17 protein-coding genes and 1 pseudogene are annotated in these 16974 nt (G+C 61.3%); 7 read left to right on the top strand and 11 right to left on the bottom strand.

Features of this window, described 5'->3' with window-relative positions; all coding sequences use genetic code 11:
* Positions 1 to 116: 116 nt before the first annotated feature.
* The 3 genes from ASD32_RS25255 (at position 117) to ASD32_RS25245 (ending at position 2169) form a co-directional block, all read left to right on the top strand.
* Positions 117 to 920 (top strand): ABC transporter permease, encoded by an 804-nt coding sequence (locus ASD32_RS25255; protein WP_060640788.1) that lies wholly within the window; start codon positions 117 to 119, stop codon positions 918 to 920.
* Positions 917 to 1747: an ABC transporter permease gene (locus ASD32_RS25250; protein ID WP_060640787.1), complete on the top strand. Its 831-nt coding sequence runs from the start codon at positions 917 to 919 to the stop codon at positions 1745 to 1747. The genes ASD32_RS25255 and ASD32_RS25250 overlap by 4 nt, the downstream gene beginning before the upstream one ends.
* 155 nt (positions 1748 to 1902) lie before the next feature.
* The gene (locus tag ASD32_RS25245; protein ID WP_060640997.1) at positions 1903 to 2169 is read left to right on the top strand and encodes an usg protein; all 267 of its coding nucleotides are present in this window, start codon (positions 1903 to 1905) and stop codon (positions 2167 to 2169) included.
* 45 nt (positions 2170 to 2214) lie between these two features.
* On the opposite strand, the gene ASD32_RS25240 is transcribed toward ASD32_RS25245, so the two are convergent.
* Positions 2215 to 2919: an SDR family oxidoreductase gene (locus ASD32_RS25240; protein ID WP_060640786.1), complete on the bottom strand. Its 705-nt coding sequence runs from the start codon at positions 2917 to 2919 to the stop codon at positions 2215 to 2217.
* Between the two features lie 166 nt (positions 2920 to 3085).
* On the opposite strand from ASD32_RS25240, the gene ASD32_RS25235 reads away from it, so the two are divergent.
* Positions 3086 to 3898, top strand: a complete 813-nt coding sequence (locus tag ASD32_RS25235) for a class I SAM-dependent methyltransferase (RefSeq protein WP_060640996.1) — start codon at positions 3086 to 3088, stop codon at positions 3896 to 3898.
* A gap of 9 nt (positions 3899 to 3907) precedes the next feature.
* On the opposite strand, the gene ASD32_RS25230 is transcribed toward ASD32_RS25235, so the two are convergent.
* Positions 3908 to 4288 carry a GFA family protein gene (locus tag ASD32_RS25230; protein WP_060640785.1) on the bottom strand — a complete coding sequence of 127 codons (381 nt, stop codon included), beginning with the start codon at positions 4286 to 4288 and terminating at the stop codon, positions 3908 to 3910.
* A 277-nt stretch (positions 4289 to 4565) separates the two neighbouring features.
* A complete protein-coding gene (locus ASD32_RS25225) occupies positions 4566 to 5537 on the bottom strand; it encodes an aliphatic sulfonate ABC transporter substrate-binding protein (protein WP_060640784.1) in 972 nt (323 codons plus the stop codon).
* Between the two features lie 250 nt (positions 5538 to 5787).
* Here ASD32_RS25225 and ASD32_RS25220 point away from each other — a divergent pair.
* A pseudogene (locus ASD32_RS25220) lies at positions 5788 to 6666 on the top strand (NAD(P)-dependent oxidoreductase); the annotation flags it as partial.
* Between the two features lie 230 nt (positions 6667 to 6896).
* Here the strand turns inward: ASD32_RS25220 and ASD32_RS25215 are convergent.
* The 3 genes from ASD32_RS25215 to ASD32_RS25205 all read right to left on the bottom strand — a co-directional run bounded on the left by ASD32_RS25215 (position 6897) and on the right by ASD32_RS25205 (position 8699).
* Positions 6897 to 7385, bottom strand: a complete 489-nt coding sequence (locus ASD32_RS25215) for an Lrp/AsnC family transcriptional regulator (protein WP_037095833.1) — start codon at positions 7383 to 7385, stop codon at positions 6897 to 6899.
* A 65-nt stretch (positions 7386 to 7450) separates the two neighbouring features.
* Positions 7451 to 8110 carry a uracil-DNA glycosylase family protein gene (locus ASD32_RS25210; protein WP_060640782.1) on the bottom strand — a complete coding sequence of 220 codons (660 nt, stop codon included), beginning with the start codon at positions 8108 to 8110 and terminating at the stop codon, positions 7451 to 7453.
* Positions 8103 to 8699 (bottom strand): thermonuclease family protein, encoded by a 597-nt coding sequence (locus ASD32_RS25205; protein ID WP_060640781.1) that lies wholly within the window; start codon positions 8697 to 8699, stop codon positions 8103 to 8105. The genes ASD32_RS25210 and ASD32_RS25205 overlap by 8 nt, the downstream gene beginning before the upstream one ends.
* A 151-nt stretch (positions 8700 to 8850) precedes the next feature.
* Between ASD32_RS25205 and ASD32_RS25200 the strand changes: the two genes are divergently transcribed.
* Positions 8851 to 10386 (top strand): HAMP domain-containing sensor histidine kinase, encoded by a 1536-nt coding sequence (locus ASD32_RS25200; RefSeq protein WP_060640780.1) that lies wholly within the window; start codon positions 8851 to 8853, stop codon positions 10384 to 10386.
* 6 nt (positions 10387 to 10392) lie between these two features.
* Here the strand turns inward: ASD32_RS25200 and ASD32_RS25195 are convergent, their stop codons facing one another.
* The 5 genes from ASD32_RS25195 to cobT form a co-directional block, all read right to left on the bottom strand.
* Positions 10393 to 11451, bottom strand: coding sequence for an ABC transporter ATP-binding protein (locus ASD32_RS25195; RefSeq protein ID WP_060640779.1), 1059 nt, complete (start codon positions 11449 to 11451; stop codon positions 10393 to 10395).
* The gene (locus ASD32_RS25190) at positions 11448 to 13001 is read right to left on the bottom strand and encodes an iron ABC transporter permease (protein ID WP_200953653.1); all 1554 of its coding nucleotides are present in this window, start codon (positions 12999 to 13001) and stop codon (positions 11448 to 11450) included. Before ASD32_RS25190 ends, ASD32_RS25195 begins: the two co-directional genes overlap by 4 nt.
* 163 nt (positions 13002 to 13164) lie before the next feature.
* Positions 13165 to 14184: an iron ABC transporter substrate-binding protein gene (locus tag ASD32_RS25185; RefSeq protein ID WP_060640778.1), complete on the bottom strand. Its 1020-nt coding sequence runs from the start codon at positions 14182 to 14184 to the stop codon at positions 13165 to 13167.
* 156 nt (positions 14185 to 14340) lie between these two features.
* Positions 14341 to 14757 (bottom strand): diacylglycerol kinase, encoded by a 417-nt coding sequence (locus ASD32_RS25180; RefSeq protein WP_082546934.1) that lies wholly within the window; start codon positions 14755 to 14757, stop codon positions 14341 to 14343.
* Between the two features lie 201 nt (positions 14758 to 14958).
* The gene (gene cobT / locus ASD32_RS25175; RefSeq protein WP_060640777.1) at positions 14959 to 15975 is read right to left on the bottom strand and encodes a nicotinate-nucleotide--dimethylbenzimidazole phosphoribosyltransferase; all 1017 of its coding nucleotides are present in this window, start codon (positions 15973 to 15975) and stop codon (positions 14959 to 14961) included.
* Between the two features lie 176 nt (positions 15976 to 16151).
* Here cobT and ASD32_RS25170 point away from each other — a divergent pair, with 176 nt between their 5' ends.
* Complete coding sequence (locus ASD32_RS25170) at positions 16152 to 16940, top strand: adenosylcobinamide-GDP ribazoletransferase (RefSeq protein ID WP_060640776.1); 789 nt, start codon at positions 16152 to 16154, stop codon at positions 16938 to 16940.
* The last annotated feature ends 34 nt before the right edge of the window (positions 16941 to 16974 follow it).

Here is a 16974-nt window from a genome sequence, read left to right as displayed (position 1 = left end):
TCTCGTGAGTTTAATGCGGCGCATTCTGGTGCCGCATTGATCTGACGAGTGTCCGGTTTGACAAAGCAGAATAACAATAAGCGCGCAAAAGACGCGATACAGGGGAAATCAGACTGATGCAGGCTGCTTTTGCTGCCCTCTCTTCCATTGTCTCGTGGTTCGCCAGCATCATCGATCCGATGTGCGGCCCGATCGGCATCTTCCGGCTATTCGCGCAAGAGACGCTGTTGGCCTGCGGCGATACCGGCTGGGGCGACGAGATCGCCTATGGCTTCATGATCACCGCGAGCCTGGCGATCTGCACCTTGCCGATCGGGCTTTTCCTCGGCTTCTTCATCGCGCTGGCAAAACAATCGGAAGAAAAATCTCTACGGCTGGCGACCAATATCTACACGACGATCTTTCGCGGCCTGCCGGAGCTTCTGACGCTGTTCATCGTCTACTATGGGCTGCAGATCGTCGCCCAGCAGGCGATGGCGGCCATGGGCTATGAAGGGCCGGTCGAGATCAATGCCTTCATCGCCGGCATGATTGCGCTCGGCGTTGTCTTCTCCGCCTATTGCTCGGAAGTGCTCCTCTCCGCCTTCAAGGCCATTCCGCGCGGCCAGTACGAGGCCGGCGATGCGCTCGGCCTGCATCGCGGCAAGACCATGCGGCTCATCGTTCTGCCGCAACTGGTGCGTATCGCGCTGCCGGGACTTGGCAATCTCTGGATGGCGCTCTTGAAGGACACGGCCCTCGTCTCCGTCATCGGCCTGCCGGATATCCTGCGCCAGACCGGTGTCGCTGCCCGCGTGACCAAGAATGCCTTCGAATTCTTCTCGATCGCCTGCCTCCTGTTCCTCATCCTGGCGATGGTATCATCGTTCGTCTTCTCGGCGCTCGAACGCTGGACCAAACGTGCGGAGGTTGCCCGATGAGCCATGCCGAAACCATGCTGCCTGCCCTGCCGCCACCGCCGGAAGCGGTGAGGCGCTACACGTTCAGCCGCCTGCTTGGCCGCGCCCTGCTCGGTGTGTGGCTGGCTGTCTCCGTCGGCATCTTCCTGTTCGTCGTCGATTCCTGGAGCCCTGAAAAATTCGCCAAATACGGCCCGAGCTTCCTGTCCGGCTTGCGCGTCACGCTGACGCTCGTCAGCATTTCGATCGTGCTGGGCGCAATCCTCTCGCTGCCGATCGCCTATGGCCGGATGACCAAGAACAAGGTTCTGTCCTGGATCGCCTATGGCTATGTCTATTTCTTCCGTGGCACGCCGCTGATCACCCAGCTCTTCCTCGTCTATTACGGCCTGGGCAGTTTCCGGCCCTATCTGGAGGCCGTCGGGCTCTGGTCGCTGTTCAAGGATGCCTGGTTCTGCGCGCTCTTCACCTTCACGCTGAACACCGCTGCCTACCAGGCCGAGATCCTGCGTGGCGCCATCGAAAGCGTGCCGCGCGGCCAGCATGAAGGCGCCGCAGCCCTTGGCCTGCCCAAAGGCGTTGCCTTCTTCAAGATCATCCTGCCGCAGGCGATGATCGTCGCCCTTCGGCCCTATGGCAACGAGATCATCCTGATGATCAAGGGCTCGGCCATCGTCGCGATCGTCACCGTCTTCGACCTGATGGGCGAAACCCGCCGCGCCTTTTCCCGCACCTATGATTTCCAGATGTACCTTTGGGCCGCCGTGCTCTACCTGATCATGGTGGAATTGCTGCGCAATCTCTGGGCCTGGATCGAAACCCGCCTGACGCGGCATTTAAAGCGGTGAGAGCAGCGAACCGTTTGGCAGCACTCTCCAACTCATGCTGCCAAACACTTGTTTTTGAACGTTATTTTGTTTTCCCGTGACGCATTGTTAATATCCAGCTAACCATTTCCATGCTTCAATCGTAGGGACCATCATTGAACAAAATGAGGTCCGGCATGACGAACGAAATGGAACTGCAGCTCAAGGGTTATGGCCTGACGACGGCCCAGATTCTGTACCGGATGCCCGATCATCCGGCTTTCCTGCAAACCTATATCTGGCAGCACTACGACCTGGCGCCAGAATTTCCGGAAATGAAAAGCTTTCTCAAATTCTGGCAGGAAAAGCTGGAAGGGCCGCTGCACTCGGTGCGCTATGTCCACCGCAGACTGATTTCGGCCACCGACTGGCGTGCGCTCAAGGGCGAGTTCATCATCAATTGATGCCCCCGCCCCGCGCCCTGAGTACAACCCGCGCTCTGAGTACAATCAGACCGACCGTGTAATGCCGCCGTCGATGCGGATGTTCTGGCCGGTAATGTAGCCGCCGCGGTCGGTCGCCAGAAGCGCCACCAGCTCGGCCACCTCTTCCGATGTGCCGTAACGGCCCATGGGAATGCGCAGGCGCCGCTCTTCAGTCGCAGGCAGGCTGTCGATGAAGCCCGGCAGGACATTGTTCATGCGGATATTGTCGCCGGCATATTTGTCGGAAAAAAGCTTGGTGAACGCCGTCAACCCGGCGCGAAAAACGCCGGATGTCGGAAACAGCGGGTCGGGCTCGAAGGTGGCATAGGTGGAGATATTGACGATGCTGCCGGATTTCTGCTCCAGCATGATCGGCGTCACCAGCCGGGTGGGCCGCACGACGTTGAGGAAATAGACCTCCATGCCCTTGTGCCAGTCGTCGTCGCTCAGATCGAGCACAGGAGCACGCGGGCCGTGGCCGGCGGAATTAACCAGCGCATCCACCCTGCCCCATTTGTCATGGGCCGCATCCACCAGGCGCTTCAGATCGTCATTCGACTGGTTCGAGCCGGTCACACCGATGCCACCGAGTTCCTGCGCCAGGGCTTCACCCTTTCCGGACGAGGAGAGGATGGCGACATGATACCCTTCCGCCGCCAGCCGGCGCGCCGAAACGGCGCCCATGCCCGATCCGCCTGCCGTGATGATTGCAACCTTTTGATCCGTCATTGTCGTCTCCTCATGTCCATGGAGGCGCGATAAGACCAGCAGCCAGCAAAGATCACAATCAAGAAATCCTGCACATGCCATCAGCGCACCTGTTTTGAGCGCCAGAATGCCCTACTTTGCGGGTTTTTCATTGCCAAACGCCGATCTGCGCCGTAAACACGCCGCCATGCAGAAGATCGATGAAGAAGCCCTCGCCGAAGCCTATAACCGCGCGCTCGCCCTGGAAAAGTCCGGCGACGTCGAGGCGGCTGTCAAAGCCTATGAAGAAGTTCTCGCGATCGACCCCGACGATCACGGCGGCGCTGCCGTCCGGATTGCCTCGATGGGGCGCGGGGAAACGCCCGACAAGGCGCCCGATGCCTATGTCGCCACGCTCTTTGATCAGCATGCCGATGTGTTCGAGGATGTTCTGGTCGAACAGCTCGACTACCACGTGCCGATGCTGGTGCGGCAAAGGTTGCAGGCGCTCAACCTCGGCCCGTTTGCGCGTGTGCTCGATCTCGGCTGCGGCACGGGCCTCACCGGCAGCGCCCTGCGCGACATGGCCGAGGATATTACCGGCATCGACCTGTCGGAAAACATGGTCGAGATCGCCCATGAAAAGGACGTCTACGAGACGCTCTATGTGGCCGAGGTCGTCGATTTTCTCGAAGACAATGACGATGAGCCCTTCGATCTCGTTACCGCGACCGACGTGCTGCCCTATCTCGGCGCGCTCGAAGCCCTGTTTTTCGGCGCCGCCGAGAATATGAATGCGGGTGGCCTGTTCATCTTTTCAAGCGAGACCTTGCCTGCGGACACCTTTGCCGGCCGCAGCTTCATGGTCGGTCCGAACCAGCGTTTCGCCCATGCCGAAACCTATGTACGCGAAAGGCTCGATGCGATCGGCTTCGATATCGTCGAGCTCACGGATATCACCGTGCGCAAGGAAGAAGGCGAGCCGATCGCAGGTCATCTGGTGATCGCAAGACTGCGCTGAGGACGGCGCTCAGGCGCCGTGAACCTCCGGCAGCTCGTACCAGTCGCCCTTGAACTCCGTCAGGATGTTCTTGACGATCTGCTTGCCGGTATCGCCATCGATGACGCCGGCCGAGACCATCAGGAGGTCGGTTCCGATATTGTCCTTCAAAAGCCGGCTGCCGCAGGTCGAGCAGAACCCGCGCCTGGCCTTGTCGGAATAGCCGTACCATTGCAGGGTGCCGTCGGCCTCGAACTGGACATCGTCGCGCGGCGCACCAATTACCGCCATGTAATTGCCATGCGCCTTGCGGCAATCGCCGCAATGACAGCAGAACACTCCGGCGGATTCCACCGGAATTGAAAATTTGACACCGCCGCAGCGGCACGAAGCGTTCAGACGATCGGCCATGGAATTGTCCTTCCGAAGATCAACAGGAATACGGCAGCCGCGATACGTCTGCCCCGGGGGGACATACGGCGCAAACGCCCGTCTTCAAGCACCGGTTAGAAGCAATCTCCAGGGATCGTCGTCATTTTCGACGCATCTGCTATGACCAAGTCAATCCAAGCCGTTGTATCAAAAGATTTTTTCGACCCGGCGCAGGCCGGGTCGCTGCATCAGCATCAATCCCGGCATTAAACCCGAGGCAGGGATGCCGGAGTGTGGCTGACGGCCGCGCGCCGTCTCAGCTTGCCCGGCCCTTCCAGATGATATCGCTGACCGTCAGCTTTTTCGGAATGATCTGCAGCTGGAAGAACTCGTCGGCCAGCGCCTGCTGGTAGGCGGCCGCATCCGGGCCGAGCGTGGACACATCCGCAAGACTGAAATCCTTGCGCGTCAGCACCACGCGCTGGATCTCCTCCGGTACGCCTGTGATCTTCGAAAGCGCCGCAACCGTGCCGTCAAGATCGTTCTGCGCAGCCGCCCCGACCTTTGCCAGTTCGTCGAGAATGTCGCCCAGCACGTCGCCATGGTTGGCGGCAAAGTCGCCATTGCTGAGGAAGTAGCTCCAGGATTCAACGATCCCCTCGGCCGTGGTCAGCACCCGCGTGTTCGGGTCCTTTTCCGCCACAGCGAAATACGGATCCCAGATCGACCATGCGTCGATCTGCCGGCTGGCAAAGGCTGCGGCCGCATCCGAGGGCGAGAGGTCGGCAGCCTCGATGTCGGTAATGCCAAGACCAGATTTGCGCAGCGCCTTGACGGTAAAATTATGGGCGCTCGAGCCCCGCTTGAAGGCGACGCGCTTGCCCTTGAGGTCGGCGACCGTCTGAAATGGCGAATCCTTGTGCACCAGAATAGCTGACCCTGCCGATGATCCCTTATAGGTGCCGGCATAGAGCAGGTTGCCGCCAGCCGCCTGGGCAAAGAGCGGCGGCACGTCGCCGGTCGGGCCAAAATCGATCGCGCCAGCGCCAAGCGCCTCCAGCAGCGGCGGGCCGGAGGAGAATTCCGCCCAGGTCACCGTAATGCCGCGATCGGCAAAGCGCTTCTCCAGGGCACCAGTGCCCTTGGCGAGCGCCAGAACGCCATTCTTCTGCCAGCCGAAGCGCAGTTCCTTGAGCGGCTCGGCAGCCGAGGCGCTGCGGGTCGAGGGCAGGACTGCGACCGCTGCGGCCGCGCTCAAAAGTGACAATGTCTGTCTGCGGGTAAACATCAACGTGACCTCTCCTGTCGTGCCTGCCCGGCTGTCCAGCAGGGCCTTCGAAACCAAGGATGGATCAATCTATAAATTCTATCGACATTATAAATATTCAGAATGGGCGGATTACGGCAAAATTTGACGTGGCGGATTTGCTTTTGCCGCAAAACCGTTTCGAAACCGCTTTTGACTGGCCGCGATCACAACGGCCCTTCCCCGCCTGATCCGCATCGGCTAAGTCTCGGAGAAATGGAATTTCAGGAGTTTTCGAATGGCAAATGTCGCGTTCATTGGTCTTGGCGTCATGGGATATCCGATGGCCGGTCACCTCAAGGTCAAGGGCGGTCATGCGCTGACAGTCTATAACCGCACGGCCGCGAAATCCGAAAAATGGGCGGCGCAATTTGGCGGACGCGCGGCTGCGACACCGGCCGAAGCGGCGGAAGGCGCCGATTTCGTGTTCTGCTGCGTCGGCAATGACGATGACCTGCGCTCGGTGACGACGGGCAAGGGCGGCGCCTTCGAAACGCTGAAGGCCGGCGCCATTTTTATCGACAATACCACGGCCTCCGCCGAGGTCGCCCGCGAACTTGATGCGGCCGCCACCGCCCGCAGCGCCCATTTCATCGACGCGCCCGTCTCCGGCGGCCAGGCGGGTGCTGAAAACGGTGTGCTGACGGTGATGTGCGGCGGCGATCCCGCCGTGTTCGAGCGCGCCAAACCCATCATCGACGCCTATGCCCGCATGGTCGGCCTGATGGGCCCGGCAGGCTCCGGCCAGCTGACCAAGATGGTCAACCAGATCTGCATCGCCGGCCTCGTCCAGGGTCTTGCCGAAGGCATCCATTTCGGCAAACGGGCCGGTCTGGACATCGAGAAGGTTATCGAGGTGATTTCCAAGGGCGCCGCCGGCTCCTGGCAGATGGAAAACCGGCACAAGACGATGAACGCAGGCCAATACGATTTCGGCTTCGCCGTCGATTGGATGCGCAAGGACCTCGGCATCGTCCTGACCGAAGCCCGCAGCAACGGCGCAAAACTGCCGGTCACGGCACTCGTCGATCAGTTCTACGCCGATGTGCAGGACATGGGCGGCAAGCGCTGGGACACGTCGTCGCTTCTGGCGCGGCTGGAAAGTAAATAGGGACCGTTCAGCGGAGCGCAGCATGTCGACAAGCCCCGGCAGGTTGACTGCTGAGAGCCAACCCTTCCTCCTCATCCTCGTCCTTGTGTCAGGGGACATAATGACCCGACGTCCGTCAGGCCAAAAGAGTCTTTCAACTCAAGGACTTGAGCTGACTGGATTCCTGTGACAAGCACAGGAATGACGGGATTTGGCAATAGCGTTTTCAAACTTGAGCATGACGCCCGGTCTCAGTCCTCGCTGGACTTCGCCTGGTCGATCACCATGTAGTCCAGCGGCAGCTGCGTGGTATATTTGATCTGCTCCATCGCAAAGACCGATGAAACGTCGCGGATTTCGATCTTGGTGATCAGCCGCTTGTAAAAGGCGTCATAGGCGGCAATGTCGGGCACGACGACGCGCAGGAGATAATCGACATCGCCGCTCATGCGGTAGAATTCGACCACTTCCGGAAACTCGCCAACCACTTCGGAAAAGCGCTTCAGCCATTCGATCGAATGGGTGTTGGTGCGGATCGACACGAAGACCGTGACTTTCGTATTGACCTTCGCCGGATCGAGAAGCGCCACACGGCCCCGGATCACGCCATCCTCTTCCATCTTCTGGATGCGGCGCCAGCAGGGCGTGGTGGACAAGCCGACCTTTTTAGCCAGGTCAGCAACGGCGAGCGTGGAATCCTCCTGCAACAGGCGCAGGATTTTGCGGTCAAGACGATCCATAAAGACACCCCTTCGAATATTATTCTCTCTATAGCGTCAAATTCAGCAAATGAAAGAAAATTGTTTCAGATTATCAATTTTTCCACTCGCTCCCGCAGTACCGGTAGGACATCCTCGGCAAACCAAGGATTTTTCTTCAGCCAGCCGGTATTGCGCCAGCTTGGATGCGGCAGAGCCAAAACCGGCGGCCCGGTATTGGACCCAAGATGCGCGCGCCAGTTGCGCACGGTTTCGGTCATGGTGCGGGCCTGCCGCTCACCCAGATGCCAGCCCTGCGCATATTGGCCGATGGCGAGCACGAGTTCGATCTGCGGCATGGCATCCACCACTTCGCGGCGCCAGCGCGGCGCGCATTCCCGGCGCGGCGGCAGGTCGCTGCCATGCGCGTCATACCCCGGAAAACAGAAACCCATCGGCACGATGGCAAAGAGGTTGCGATCATAGAACGTATCGCGGTCAACACCGAGCCACTGCCGCAGCCGGTCGCCCGACGCGTCGTTGAACGGCAGACCGCTTTCGTGGACGCGCAGTCCGGGCGCCTGGCCGGAGATCAGGATGCGGGCTGCCGATGAGATCACGGCGACCGGGCGTGGTTCGTGCGGCAGGCGGTCGTCAGGCCCCCGTACCGGCGCATCGCGGCAGATCCGGCAGGCTGAAATCGCCGCCCGCAGGCCGTCCAGCCCATCCGCCTGCCCGTCACGTCCATCCTCCCGGCCGTCACTCATGCCATACCTTTGACATTACAGTCCCGATCCCCTCGCCGATCCGTGACACAAGCTTGCCCAGCCATCCCTCCGGAATATGGGGCATCTCGTCCATTCCACCATGCGTCTGGCGCCATGTGCGCGGTGCGTCGAACGTGCCGTCCCAAATTCCGAGCCGCTTTTGCCGGGCAACGGTTTCCTCGCTCTCGTAATCCCCGAATGCCACGGCATAACCGCCATCGACCATCGCCGCGTTGAGGCTGCGGTTTTCGACCCGGCAGACGGCAAGAAGCCGTTGATATCGATCGCTGCCCTCGGCATCGCAGGTTGCCTGGGCATTGCCGATCAGGTTTGCAAGATAGGTTCTGGCCGCGCCGCCGCAGGGCCATTCCTGCTGGTTTCGCCGGCAGACCTGCCGCAATTCCGGCGCATCGATCCCCACCAGCCGGATACGCTGGCCGTCAAGCACCAGCGTATCGCCATCGACAACCCGCACGCGGCCGGACAAGGCCTCCTGCGGCGCCTCGAGCCGCACCGCCACAAGCCCCACGAACAAAAGGATCAGCGCGGTCAGGAGCAGGTCGCGGATGATCAGGAATACGCGCTTCATGACAGTTGTGAGCTACCCTTGTGACCTACCCTTGCGACATTGCCAATTCGATTCATACCGGGACATATCCGATGAAAAACCAGGACATCGCAGCAACTTCTTAAGGATTCCCCCTTACAGTTCAACGGATTCCGTTAACGCGTATGAGATCATGAGTAAGGGCGTCAGCACATCGGCCGACAAGAATATCGTCGATAAATCGCGCAGCCACCGCAACACTGCGGTGTCCAAAGCTGTGCGCACGACCCGTGAACGCCTGCAGGCCGGCCCCTCCAATGCCTCCGGCTTCGACAAGGAGATGCTCGGTCTTCACGTCGATACCATGCTGCACGGCGCAGCCGCCATGCCGCTCTTCATCATCGTGGTCACCGGCATCGGCATCTACCTGTCGCAACAGCTCGATATTCTCCCCTGGGGAATTGCGGCCTTATGCGTGAATGCCATCGGCATTCTGATCGCGCGCCGGGCAAAGGCGGTGGAAATCGCAGCAGACAAGGTGTCCTACTGGCGCAGCCGTTTCCTGTTTGCCCAGATTGTCATCGGCTTCTGCTGGGCGGCATTCGTCTTTCAGGATTGCGATAGCTGCGGCGAAACCAATTTCGGCATCTACAAAGCCGCCGTGCTGCTGATTGCGCTCGCGGCCACGGCCATGGGCACGTTTCTGCTGCGCAATGCCCTGCTCTTCACCTTTGTGCCGGTCATTGCCGCGCTGAGCGGCCTGACCTTCAAAACCGGCAATTCCGGCTATTTCTCGCTGACCGTCGTGCTCCTGACATTGCTGCTCTTCCTCGTCTTCATGACCAACCGCATGCATCGCGGCAATGTGCATATCCTCTCTGTCCAGTCGGAAAAGGACGATCTGATCGCCGAACTCGAAGTTGCCAAGTCGATGTCGGATGAGGCCCGCCGCCGCGCCGAGGAAGCCAATATGGCAAAATCGCGCTTCCTCGCCTCCATGTCGCATGAACTGCGCACGCCGCTGAATGCCATTCTCGGCTTTTCCGAGGTGATGTCGACGGAAGTGCTCGGGCCGCTCAACAATCCGATCTACAAGGAATATACCGGCGATATCCATCGCTCAGGCCAGCACCTGCTCGATCTCATCAATGAAATCCTCGACCTCTCGCGTATCGAGGCCGGCAAGTATGATCTCAACGAAGAGGCCATCCATCTGGTCGAGATCACCGAGGATTGTATCGGCATGGTGCAACTGCGCGCCCGCACCAAGAATATCAGCATCACCGAACAGTTCGAATATGGCATGCCGTCGGTCTGGGTTGACGAAAAGGCGATGCGCCAGGTCGTATTGAACCTATTGTCGAATGCGGTGAAGTTCACGCCGTCGGGCGGCGAGATTTCGGTGAAGGTCGGCTGGACGGCTGGCGGTGGCCAGTATCTGTCCATCAAGGACAACGGCCCCGGCATTCCGGAGGACGAAATCCCCGTCGTGCTGTCGGCCTTCGGCCAGGGCTCGATTGCCATCAAGAGCGCCGAACAGGGAACGGGGCTTGGCCTGCCTATCGTTCAGGCGATCCTTGCCAAGCACAATGGCGACTTCATTCTGCGCTCAAAACTGCGCGAAGGCACCGAGGCGATCGCCATTCTGCCGTCAAAGCGCGTCCTTCAGAGCATCCCGGCCATCGAGGATGCCCCGGCCGTCGAGCGCCGCCGCAAAAGCTTCGCTTAGAAAATGTCAGTCCGGCAGAACATGTGCCATGCCCTGCACGCTGATCCCGACGAGATCGCCGGGCTCGGGAATGTCGGCGCCGACGCATTTGATCGACAGGAAGTCGGGCATGGCCCGATCGATGCGATCGATGCGCACGAGAACCATGCAGTTGCCGCCGCCGAACTCAACGTCATCGACGCGCCCGAACGGGCCTTCGATCTTGGTCCCAGTGGCGGCGGTCTTCAGCCGGATCTGCTCGGGCCGCAGCATCACGGTCGCCTTGCCTGATTTCAGCCCCGCTTCGACCGCCAGAGATCCCAGAGCGCATTGCGCACGCCCGGAGGCAATGCTCGCGTCCAGCAGGATGGCCTCGCCGAGAAAGGTCGCCGTTTCCCGGTCTTTCGGCTTGCCGTAGAGGGCGCGTGGCGAGCCGAACTGCACGAGCCTGCCCTGCCGCAACACGGCCACCTGATCGGCAAAAGACAAAGCCTCGGCCTGGTCATGCGTCACCAGGATCGCCGTCGTTCCCGCCGCCCGCAGCACCCGCGCCACCGCCCGCCGCAATGTATCGCGAAGTCCGGTATCCAGCGCCGAAAACGGCTCGTCGAGCAGCATCAGCCGGGGTTTCAGCGCCAGCGCCCGGGCGAGCGCCACCCGCTGCTGCTGGCCGCCGGAGAGCTGATGCGGCCGCCGCGAGGCCATAATGCCGTCAAGCTCCACCATCTCCATCAGCTCGGTGATCCGCTGGCTGCGGCCCGGCGCATTCTTTGGCAATCCGAAGCCGATATTGTCGGCCACCGTCAGATGCGGAAACAGCGCGCCATCCTGGGACACGATGCCGATGCCGCGCCGGTGCGCCGGAAGCAATGTGCCGGGACCGGCAAGCATCTTGCCGTCCAGAACCAGCGAGCCGCTATCGGGCGTCTCGAAACCGGCGATGATACGCAACAGCGTCGTCTTGCCGGATCCGGACGGCCCGACGATCGCCGTTCGCCCGCCCGCAGCAATGTTCATTCCGATGGCGTCGAGCGCCACCGTCGGGCCGTAGGATTTGCTGATGGCATCGAGTGTCAGAAACGTCATTGTCCGGTTGCCCGTCTGGATTGCACGTAAAGAAGAAAGGTGAGCGGCAGGGACAGAAGCACCATCATCACCGCATAGGGTGCTGCCGCCACATAGTCGATCTCGCTGGTCAGCGACCAGAATTTCGTCGCCAGCGTCTCGACGCCGGTGGGCGACAGCATCAGCGTTGCCGTCAGCTCGTTGGTGATGCCGAGCGCCACCAGCGCGGTGCTGGCGGCAATGCCGGGCGCTGCCAGCCGCATCGTCGTCTGGCGCACCGCCTGAAACGGCGTGCGGCCAAGCGCCATGGCGGCCCGCTCGAGCTCGACCGGCGCCTGCGCGATGCTGGTGCGCAACCCGACCATGGCACGCGGCAGAAACAGCATGATATAGGCAAGAAACAGTGTCGCAAATGTCTGGTAGAGCGGCAGCACCAGCCGCACCGTAATCGTCACCAGCGCCAGCGCCACCACGACGCCGGGCAGCGAGCCGACATAATAATGGCAGGCTTCCAGCACCCGCTGCAGCCGCCCCGGCGCACGCACCGACAGCCATGCCATGGGGGCCGCCGCGATCGTTGCGAGCATGCCGCCGGCAATGGCCAAAAGCACCGTCTGCCCGAAAGCGCCGCCGACAAGATCGATCCGCCAGATGTCGCCGCCGCCGATATAGAGCCAGCGCGTCAGCGTGACGAACGGCACGCCGATTGCAAGGGCGGCCGTTGCCGCATTGAGCGCGAGGGCGGGAACGAGCATGCGCCCGAGCCGGCGTTTGTCGGCCGGCCGCGCCGCGCCGGACCCTACCCGCGCATACCGCTCGCCGCCGCGCGCCACCGCCTCGATGACCAGAAGCAGCAGGCAGCACGACACCAGCACGCCGGCCAGCATGTTCGCCGCCGGGCCGTTGAAGGCCGACTGGAACTGATCGACGATCGCGGTGGAGAACGTGTCGAACCGGATCATCACATAGAGCCCGTATTCGGCCAGAAGATGCAGGCCCACCAGAAGCGAGCCGCCACAGATCGCCAGCCGCAGCTGCGGCAGCACGGCGCGGAAAAACACCTGCCACGGGTTGAGGCCAAGCGACGCCGCCGCATCCTCGATCGCCGGGTCGAGACGGCGCAACTGTGCCGCCACCGGCAGATAGAGAAACGGGAAATAGGCGAGAACCGATACCAGCACGCCGCCGGTCAGGCCATGCAGGCCCGGCACCAGGCTGATCCAGGCATAGCTGTGTACGAAGGCCGGCACGGCAAGCGGCGCCACGGCCAGCATCGACCATAGCCGCGCACCGGGCAGGTCGGTGCGCTCGGTCAGCCAGGCAAGCGCGACGGACAGCGCGATGGTGATCGGCAATGTGCACAGTTCCAGCAGCGCCGTATTGACCAGCAACTCACCGACACGGCCGCGAAAAATCAATTTCGCGGCGGTTTCCCAGCCGGTCTGCACCGAAATCCAGGCAATGAAGCCCAGCGGCACGAGGCTGACCAGCGACACGAAGGCGGCAACGATCGTGACGACGAGATAGGGAACCCTGGACCGTCCCCTGGCGGCGATGATCAGCCGGCGCAAGGCGGAGGCGGGCTCGGCAGGAAACGCGGTGGCGCTCAAAATTTCTGCTTTCAAACCAAAACGGCATTCGCAGCCGCCCGGATCGAGCGGCTGCGAATGTCACCGGTAGTCCGGAATGACGATACCTAACCGGAGCGTTCCGATCAGGTTTAGCCTCTGCCTATCACAGCAGACCGGCGTCCGTCATCAGGTCTGTGACTTTTGCGCTGTTGAGTGTGGCCGGATCGACCTTCGGATACTGCAGCTCGGAGAGAGCCGGCAGGGCCTTGTTGGAGGCTTCGCCATTGCCGACGGCATATTCGAACGAGGTGCCGTCGCGCAGGATGCCCTGCCCGCCCTTGCCGGTGATCCAGGCGAGGAATTTCTGGGCATTCTCCTTGTGCTGGCTGGACGCGAGCACGCCGCCGCCGGAAATGCTGACGAAGGCACCGGGATCTTCGTTCTTGAAGAAATGCAGCGCGACATTCTTGCTGTTTTCGCCGGTCTTCGCCTGATCGCCGAAATAGTAGTAGTGGTAGATCACCGCCCCTTCGACTTCCCCGGCATTGACGGCCTTCATCGCCGTTGAATTGCCCTTGTAGGCGGTAAAGTTTTCCTTCATCGCCTTCAGCCAGGCGGCCGTCGCCTCTTCACCCTTCAGCGACAGAAGCGCGCTGACGATCGCCTGGAAGTCGGCGCCGGACGGCGAAGCGGCCCAGCGGCCCTTCCAGCTCGGATCGGCCAGATCCAGCATCGACTTCGGCAGCTTGTCTTCGGTCAGCTTGGTCTTGTCATAGGCAAACACGGTCGAGCGGGCGGCAACGCCGGTCCAATGGCCGTTCGACGGGCGAAAATTCTCGGGCACCTGCGCCAGCGTATCGGCGGCAACCGGCTCGAACAGCCCGGCGCCATCCACCAGCGACATGGCCGGCGAATTTTCCGTCAGGAACACGTCGGCCGGCGATGCGGCCCCTTCCTGGACGATCTGATTGGCGAATTCCATATCGCTGCCCTTGCGCAGCGTCACCTTGATACCGGTTTCCTTGGTAAAGGCTTCGGCCCAGGCGACGCCGAGGCTTTCGTGCTGCGCATTATAGACGACGATGCCGATATCGTCCTGAGCGAGCGCAACGGTGGCTCCCGTGCTGGCGAAAAGGGCCGCGAGCGCCAGCGCGCCTGCTGAACCTGAAAAGGAAATTGTCATGGAAACCACTCCGAGTTTTCTGCGGACCATCTTGTCCGGCGGCCCCGGTATATAATCCTGATACTTGCCGTCAACTTTGATAAGCGTCAGGAAAGAAAGAAATCGCTCAATTAAATTTGACTGTTGAAGAGGGAATAAAATCAGCACCGGCCATTTTCAAATACCGAAGAGATGGGAGAGAACCACGACATAGGCGACATAGCCCGCATTGGCGAGGATCATGCACAGGCAGGCGAGCGAGCCCAGATCCTTGGCATTCTTGCCCATTTCTGAAATTTCCGGCGAAACGCGATCGACGATTTCCTCAATCGCCGTATTCAGCGCCTCGAATGCGATCATCAGCAGGAACAACACGAAGGCCGCGACATACTGGAACAGGGTTGCACCCGTCACGGCAAATGCGACCATCGCGATGGCAAAGGCGCCGAGTTCATGACGAAACGCCGCTTCGCCGAGCAGACGCTTGGCACCGCCGAAGGAATAGGTGGCAGCCGCAAAGAAATGCCGGATTCCCGTCTGCTTTTTTACCGGCTTCTCACTGGCCATTCCACGATAGTCCTCGTTCAGATACATGCTCGCTCCTTGCTCTCTACACCGCCGCAAGGAACACGCGATACTGACATCAGCCTGAATGCACCGTGAATACGGGCAGAATGGGCCACCATCATTCGAATGGATCGCCGCTCCCGAATAGGTGAGAAGCCCTGGCCTATCAAGCCCCGGCATGATGGCCGGAGCCGGCATGACCCACAATTGCAGGCAACTTTTGAAAGATCAGCTCTTGTTGCTGACGCCGGCCTGCGCGAAGGTCGCCATGCCGGAATGGCAGGCAGCCGCCGCCTTGACGATGCCGGCAGCCAGCGCCGCCCCCGTGCCCTCGCCCAGCCGCATGCCAAGCGCCAGAAGCGGCGTCTTGCCGAGCATTTCGATCGCCTTCATATGGCCGGGCTCTGCCGAGACATGGCCGATCAGGCAATGATCGAGCGCTGCCGGATTGGCAGCCTTCAGGATCGCCGCCGCCGTGGTTGCGACATAGCCGTCGATGATGACAGGGATTTTCTGCATGCGCGCGGCAAGGATGGCACCGGCCATCGCGGCGATCTCGCGGCCGCCAAGGCGCCGAAGCACCTCGAACGGATCGGCAAGATGGTCGCCATGCAACGTCACCGCCTTTTCAACGGCAGCGATCTTGCGGGCGAGAACCTCGCCCTGCGATCCGGTGCCAGGACCTACCCATTCCTCGGCGGTACCGCCGTAAAGCGCCAGATTGATCGCGGCCGCGATCGTCGTATTGCCGATGCCCATTTCGCCGATGCACAGAAGATCGGTTCCACCGGCAACCGCCTCCATGCCAAACGCCATGGTCGCCGCACAATCGCGCTCAGAAAGCGCTGCTTCCTCGGTAATATCGCCGGTCGGATATTCCAGCGCCAGATCGAACACCTTGAGGCCCAGATCATGGCTGACGCAGATCTGGTTGATGGCAGCGCCGCCGGCTGCGAAATTCTCCACCATCTGCGCCGTCACCGAAGATGGAAACGGCGTGACGCCCTGGCGGGTGACGCCGTGATTGCCGGCAAAGATCGCCACTAGCGGCCGGTTGACGGCTGGCGCCCTGCCCGTCCAGGCCGCCAGCCAGAAGGCGATTTCCTCAAGCCGTCCCAGCGCACCCGGCGGCTTGGTGAGCTGCGCATCGCGCTCGCGCGCGGCCACCAGCGCCGCACTGTCGGGACCCGGCAGGTTTCGCAGCAATTCACGGAAATCGTCGAACGGCAGGCCGCTGGCACTCATAATGAAAATCCTTGTATCGTCTCGTCATCGGCAAAGCTTGGCTTCGCAAAGGTGCTTCCTCATAAAGGGCTGCGATGAATCCGGCAACGGGGTTTGCGCCGGTTCGTGCCGCCGTCGCATGATCAGCTTGAAAACACCGATTCGCCGGGGGCGGCCCGGTCTGGGGGACGATGTTCATGTTCGATATCCGCGATTTCATCGATGACCTGGCCCGCTCGGTGGCGTTTCTCAGCCGGATCCACATGCCGCAGCGTCATTTCGTCAATTTCGATGGCCGCCTCAGCCGCGCGGTGCGCGCCTTTCCGCTGGCTGGCCTGCTGATCGTTCTGCCTGCCGCCGCCATCGTGTCGGTCTTCAGCGCGCTCAATGTTTCGCCCCTGTTCACTGCCTTCGCCGCAGTTGCCGTCCATGCGCTGATCACCGGCGCCCTGCACGAGGACGGCCTCAGCGATACCGCCGATGGCCTTGGCGGCGGCAGAACCCGGGAAAAGGCGCTTGTCATCATGAAGGACAGCCGCATCGGCTCCTACGGTGCCGTCGCCCTCATCCTCTCCTTCGGGCTGCGAGTATCGGCGCTCTCTGCAGTGCTGCCGCTGGTATCGCCGACGGGTGCCGGATTGCTGGTGCTGGCCGCTGCCGCGCTGAGCCGCACCGCCATGGTCTGGCACTGGTCGAAACTGCCGCCCGCCCGGCACGACGGCGTTGCGGCGTCAGCCGGCGAACCGCAGGCATCGGCAGTCACATTCGCGCTGATCTCCGGCGTCGTGTCGTCCGCAATCCTGCTGCTTTTGTCCGGCGCGTCGCTGCCGGCCACCGTCCTTGCCATCGCCGCTTTTGCCGTCACGGTCCCTGCCTTCAGCCAAATTGTCGATGGCAAGATCGGCGGCCATACCGGCGACACAATCGGTGCCACACAACAATTGACCGAAATCGCCGTTTTCGCGGCCCTTGCGCTGGCAATTTGAAACGACGATATAAGTTAGAACAACTGTTTGCCCG

Source organism: Rhizobium sp. Root483D2 (assembly GCF_001426685.1).
Lineage (GTDB): Bacteria > Pseudomonadota > Alphaproteobacteria > Rhizobiales > Rhizobiaceae > Pararhizobium > Pararhizobium qamdonense.
Note: the sequence above shows the minus strand (reverse complement) of the source record. Positions and strands in the feature narration are given on the sequence as shown.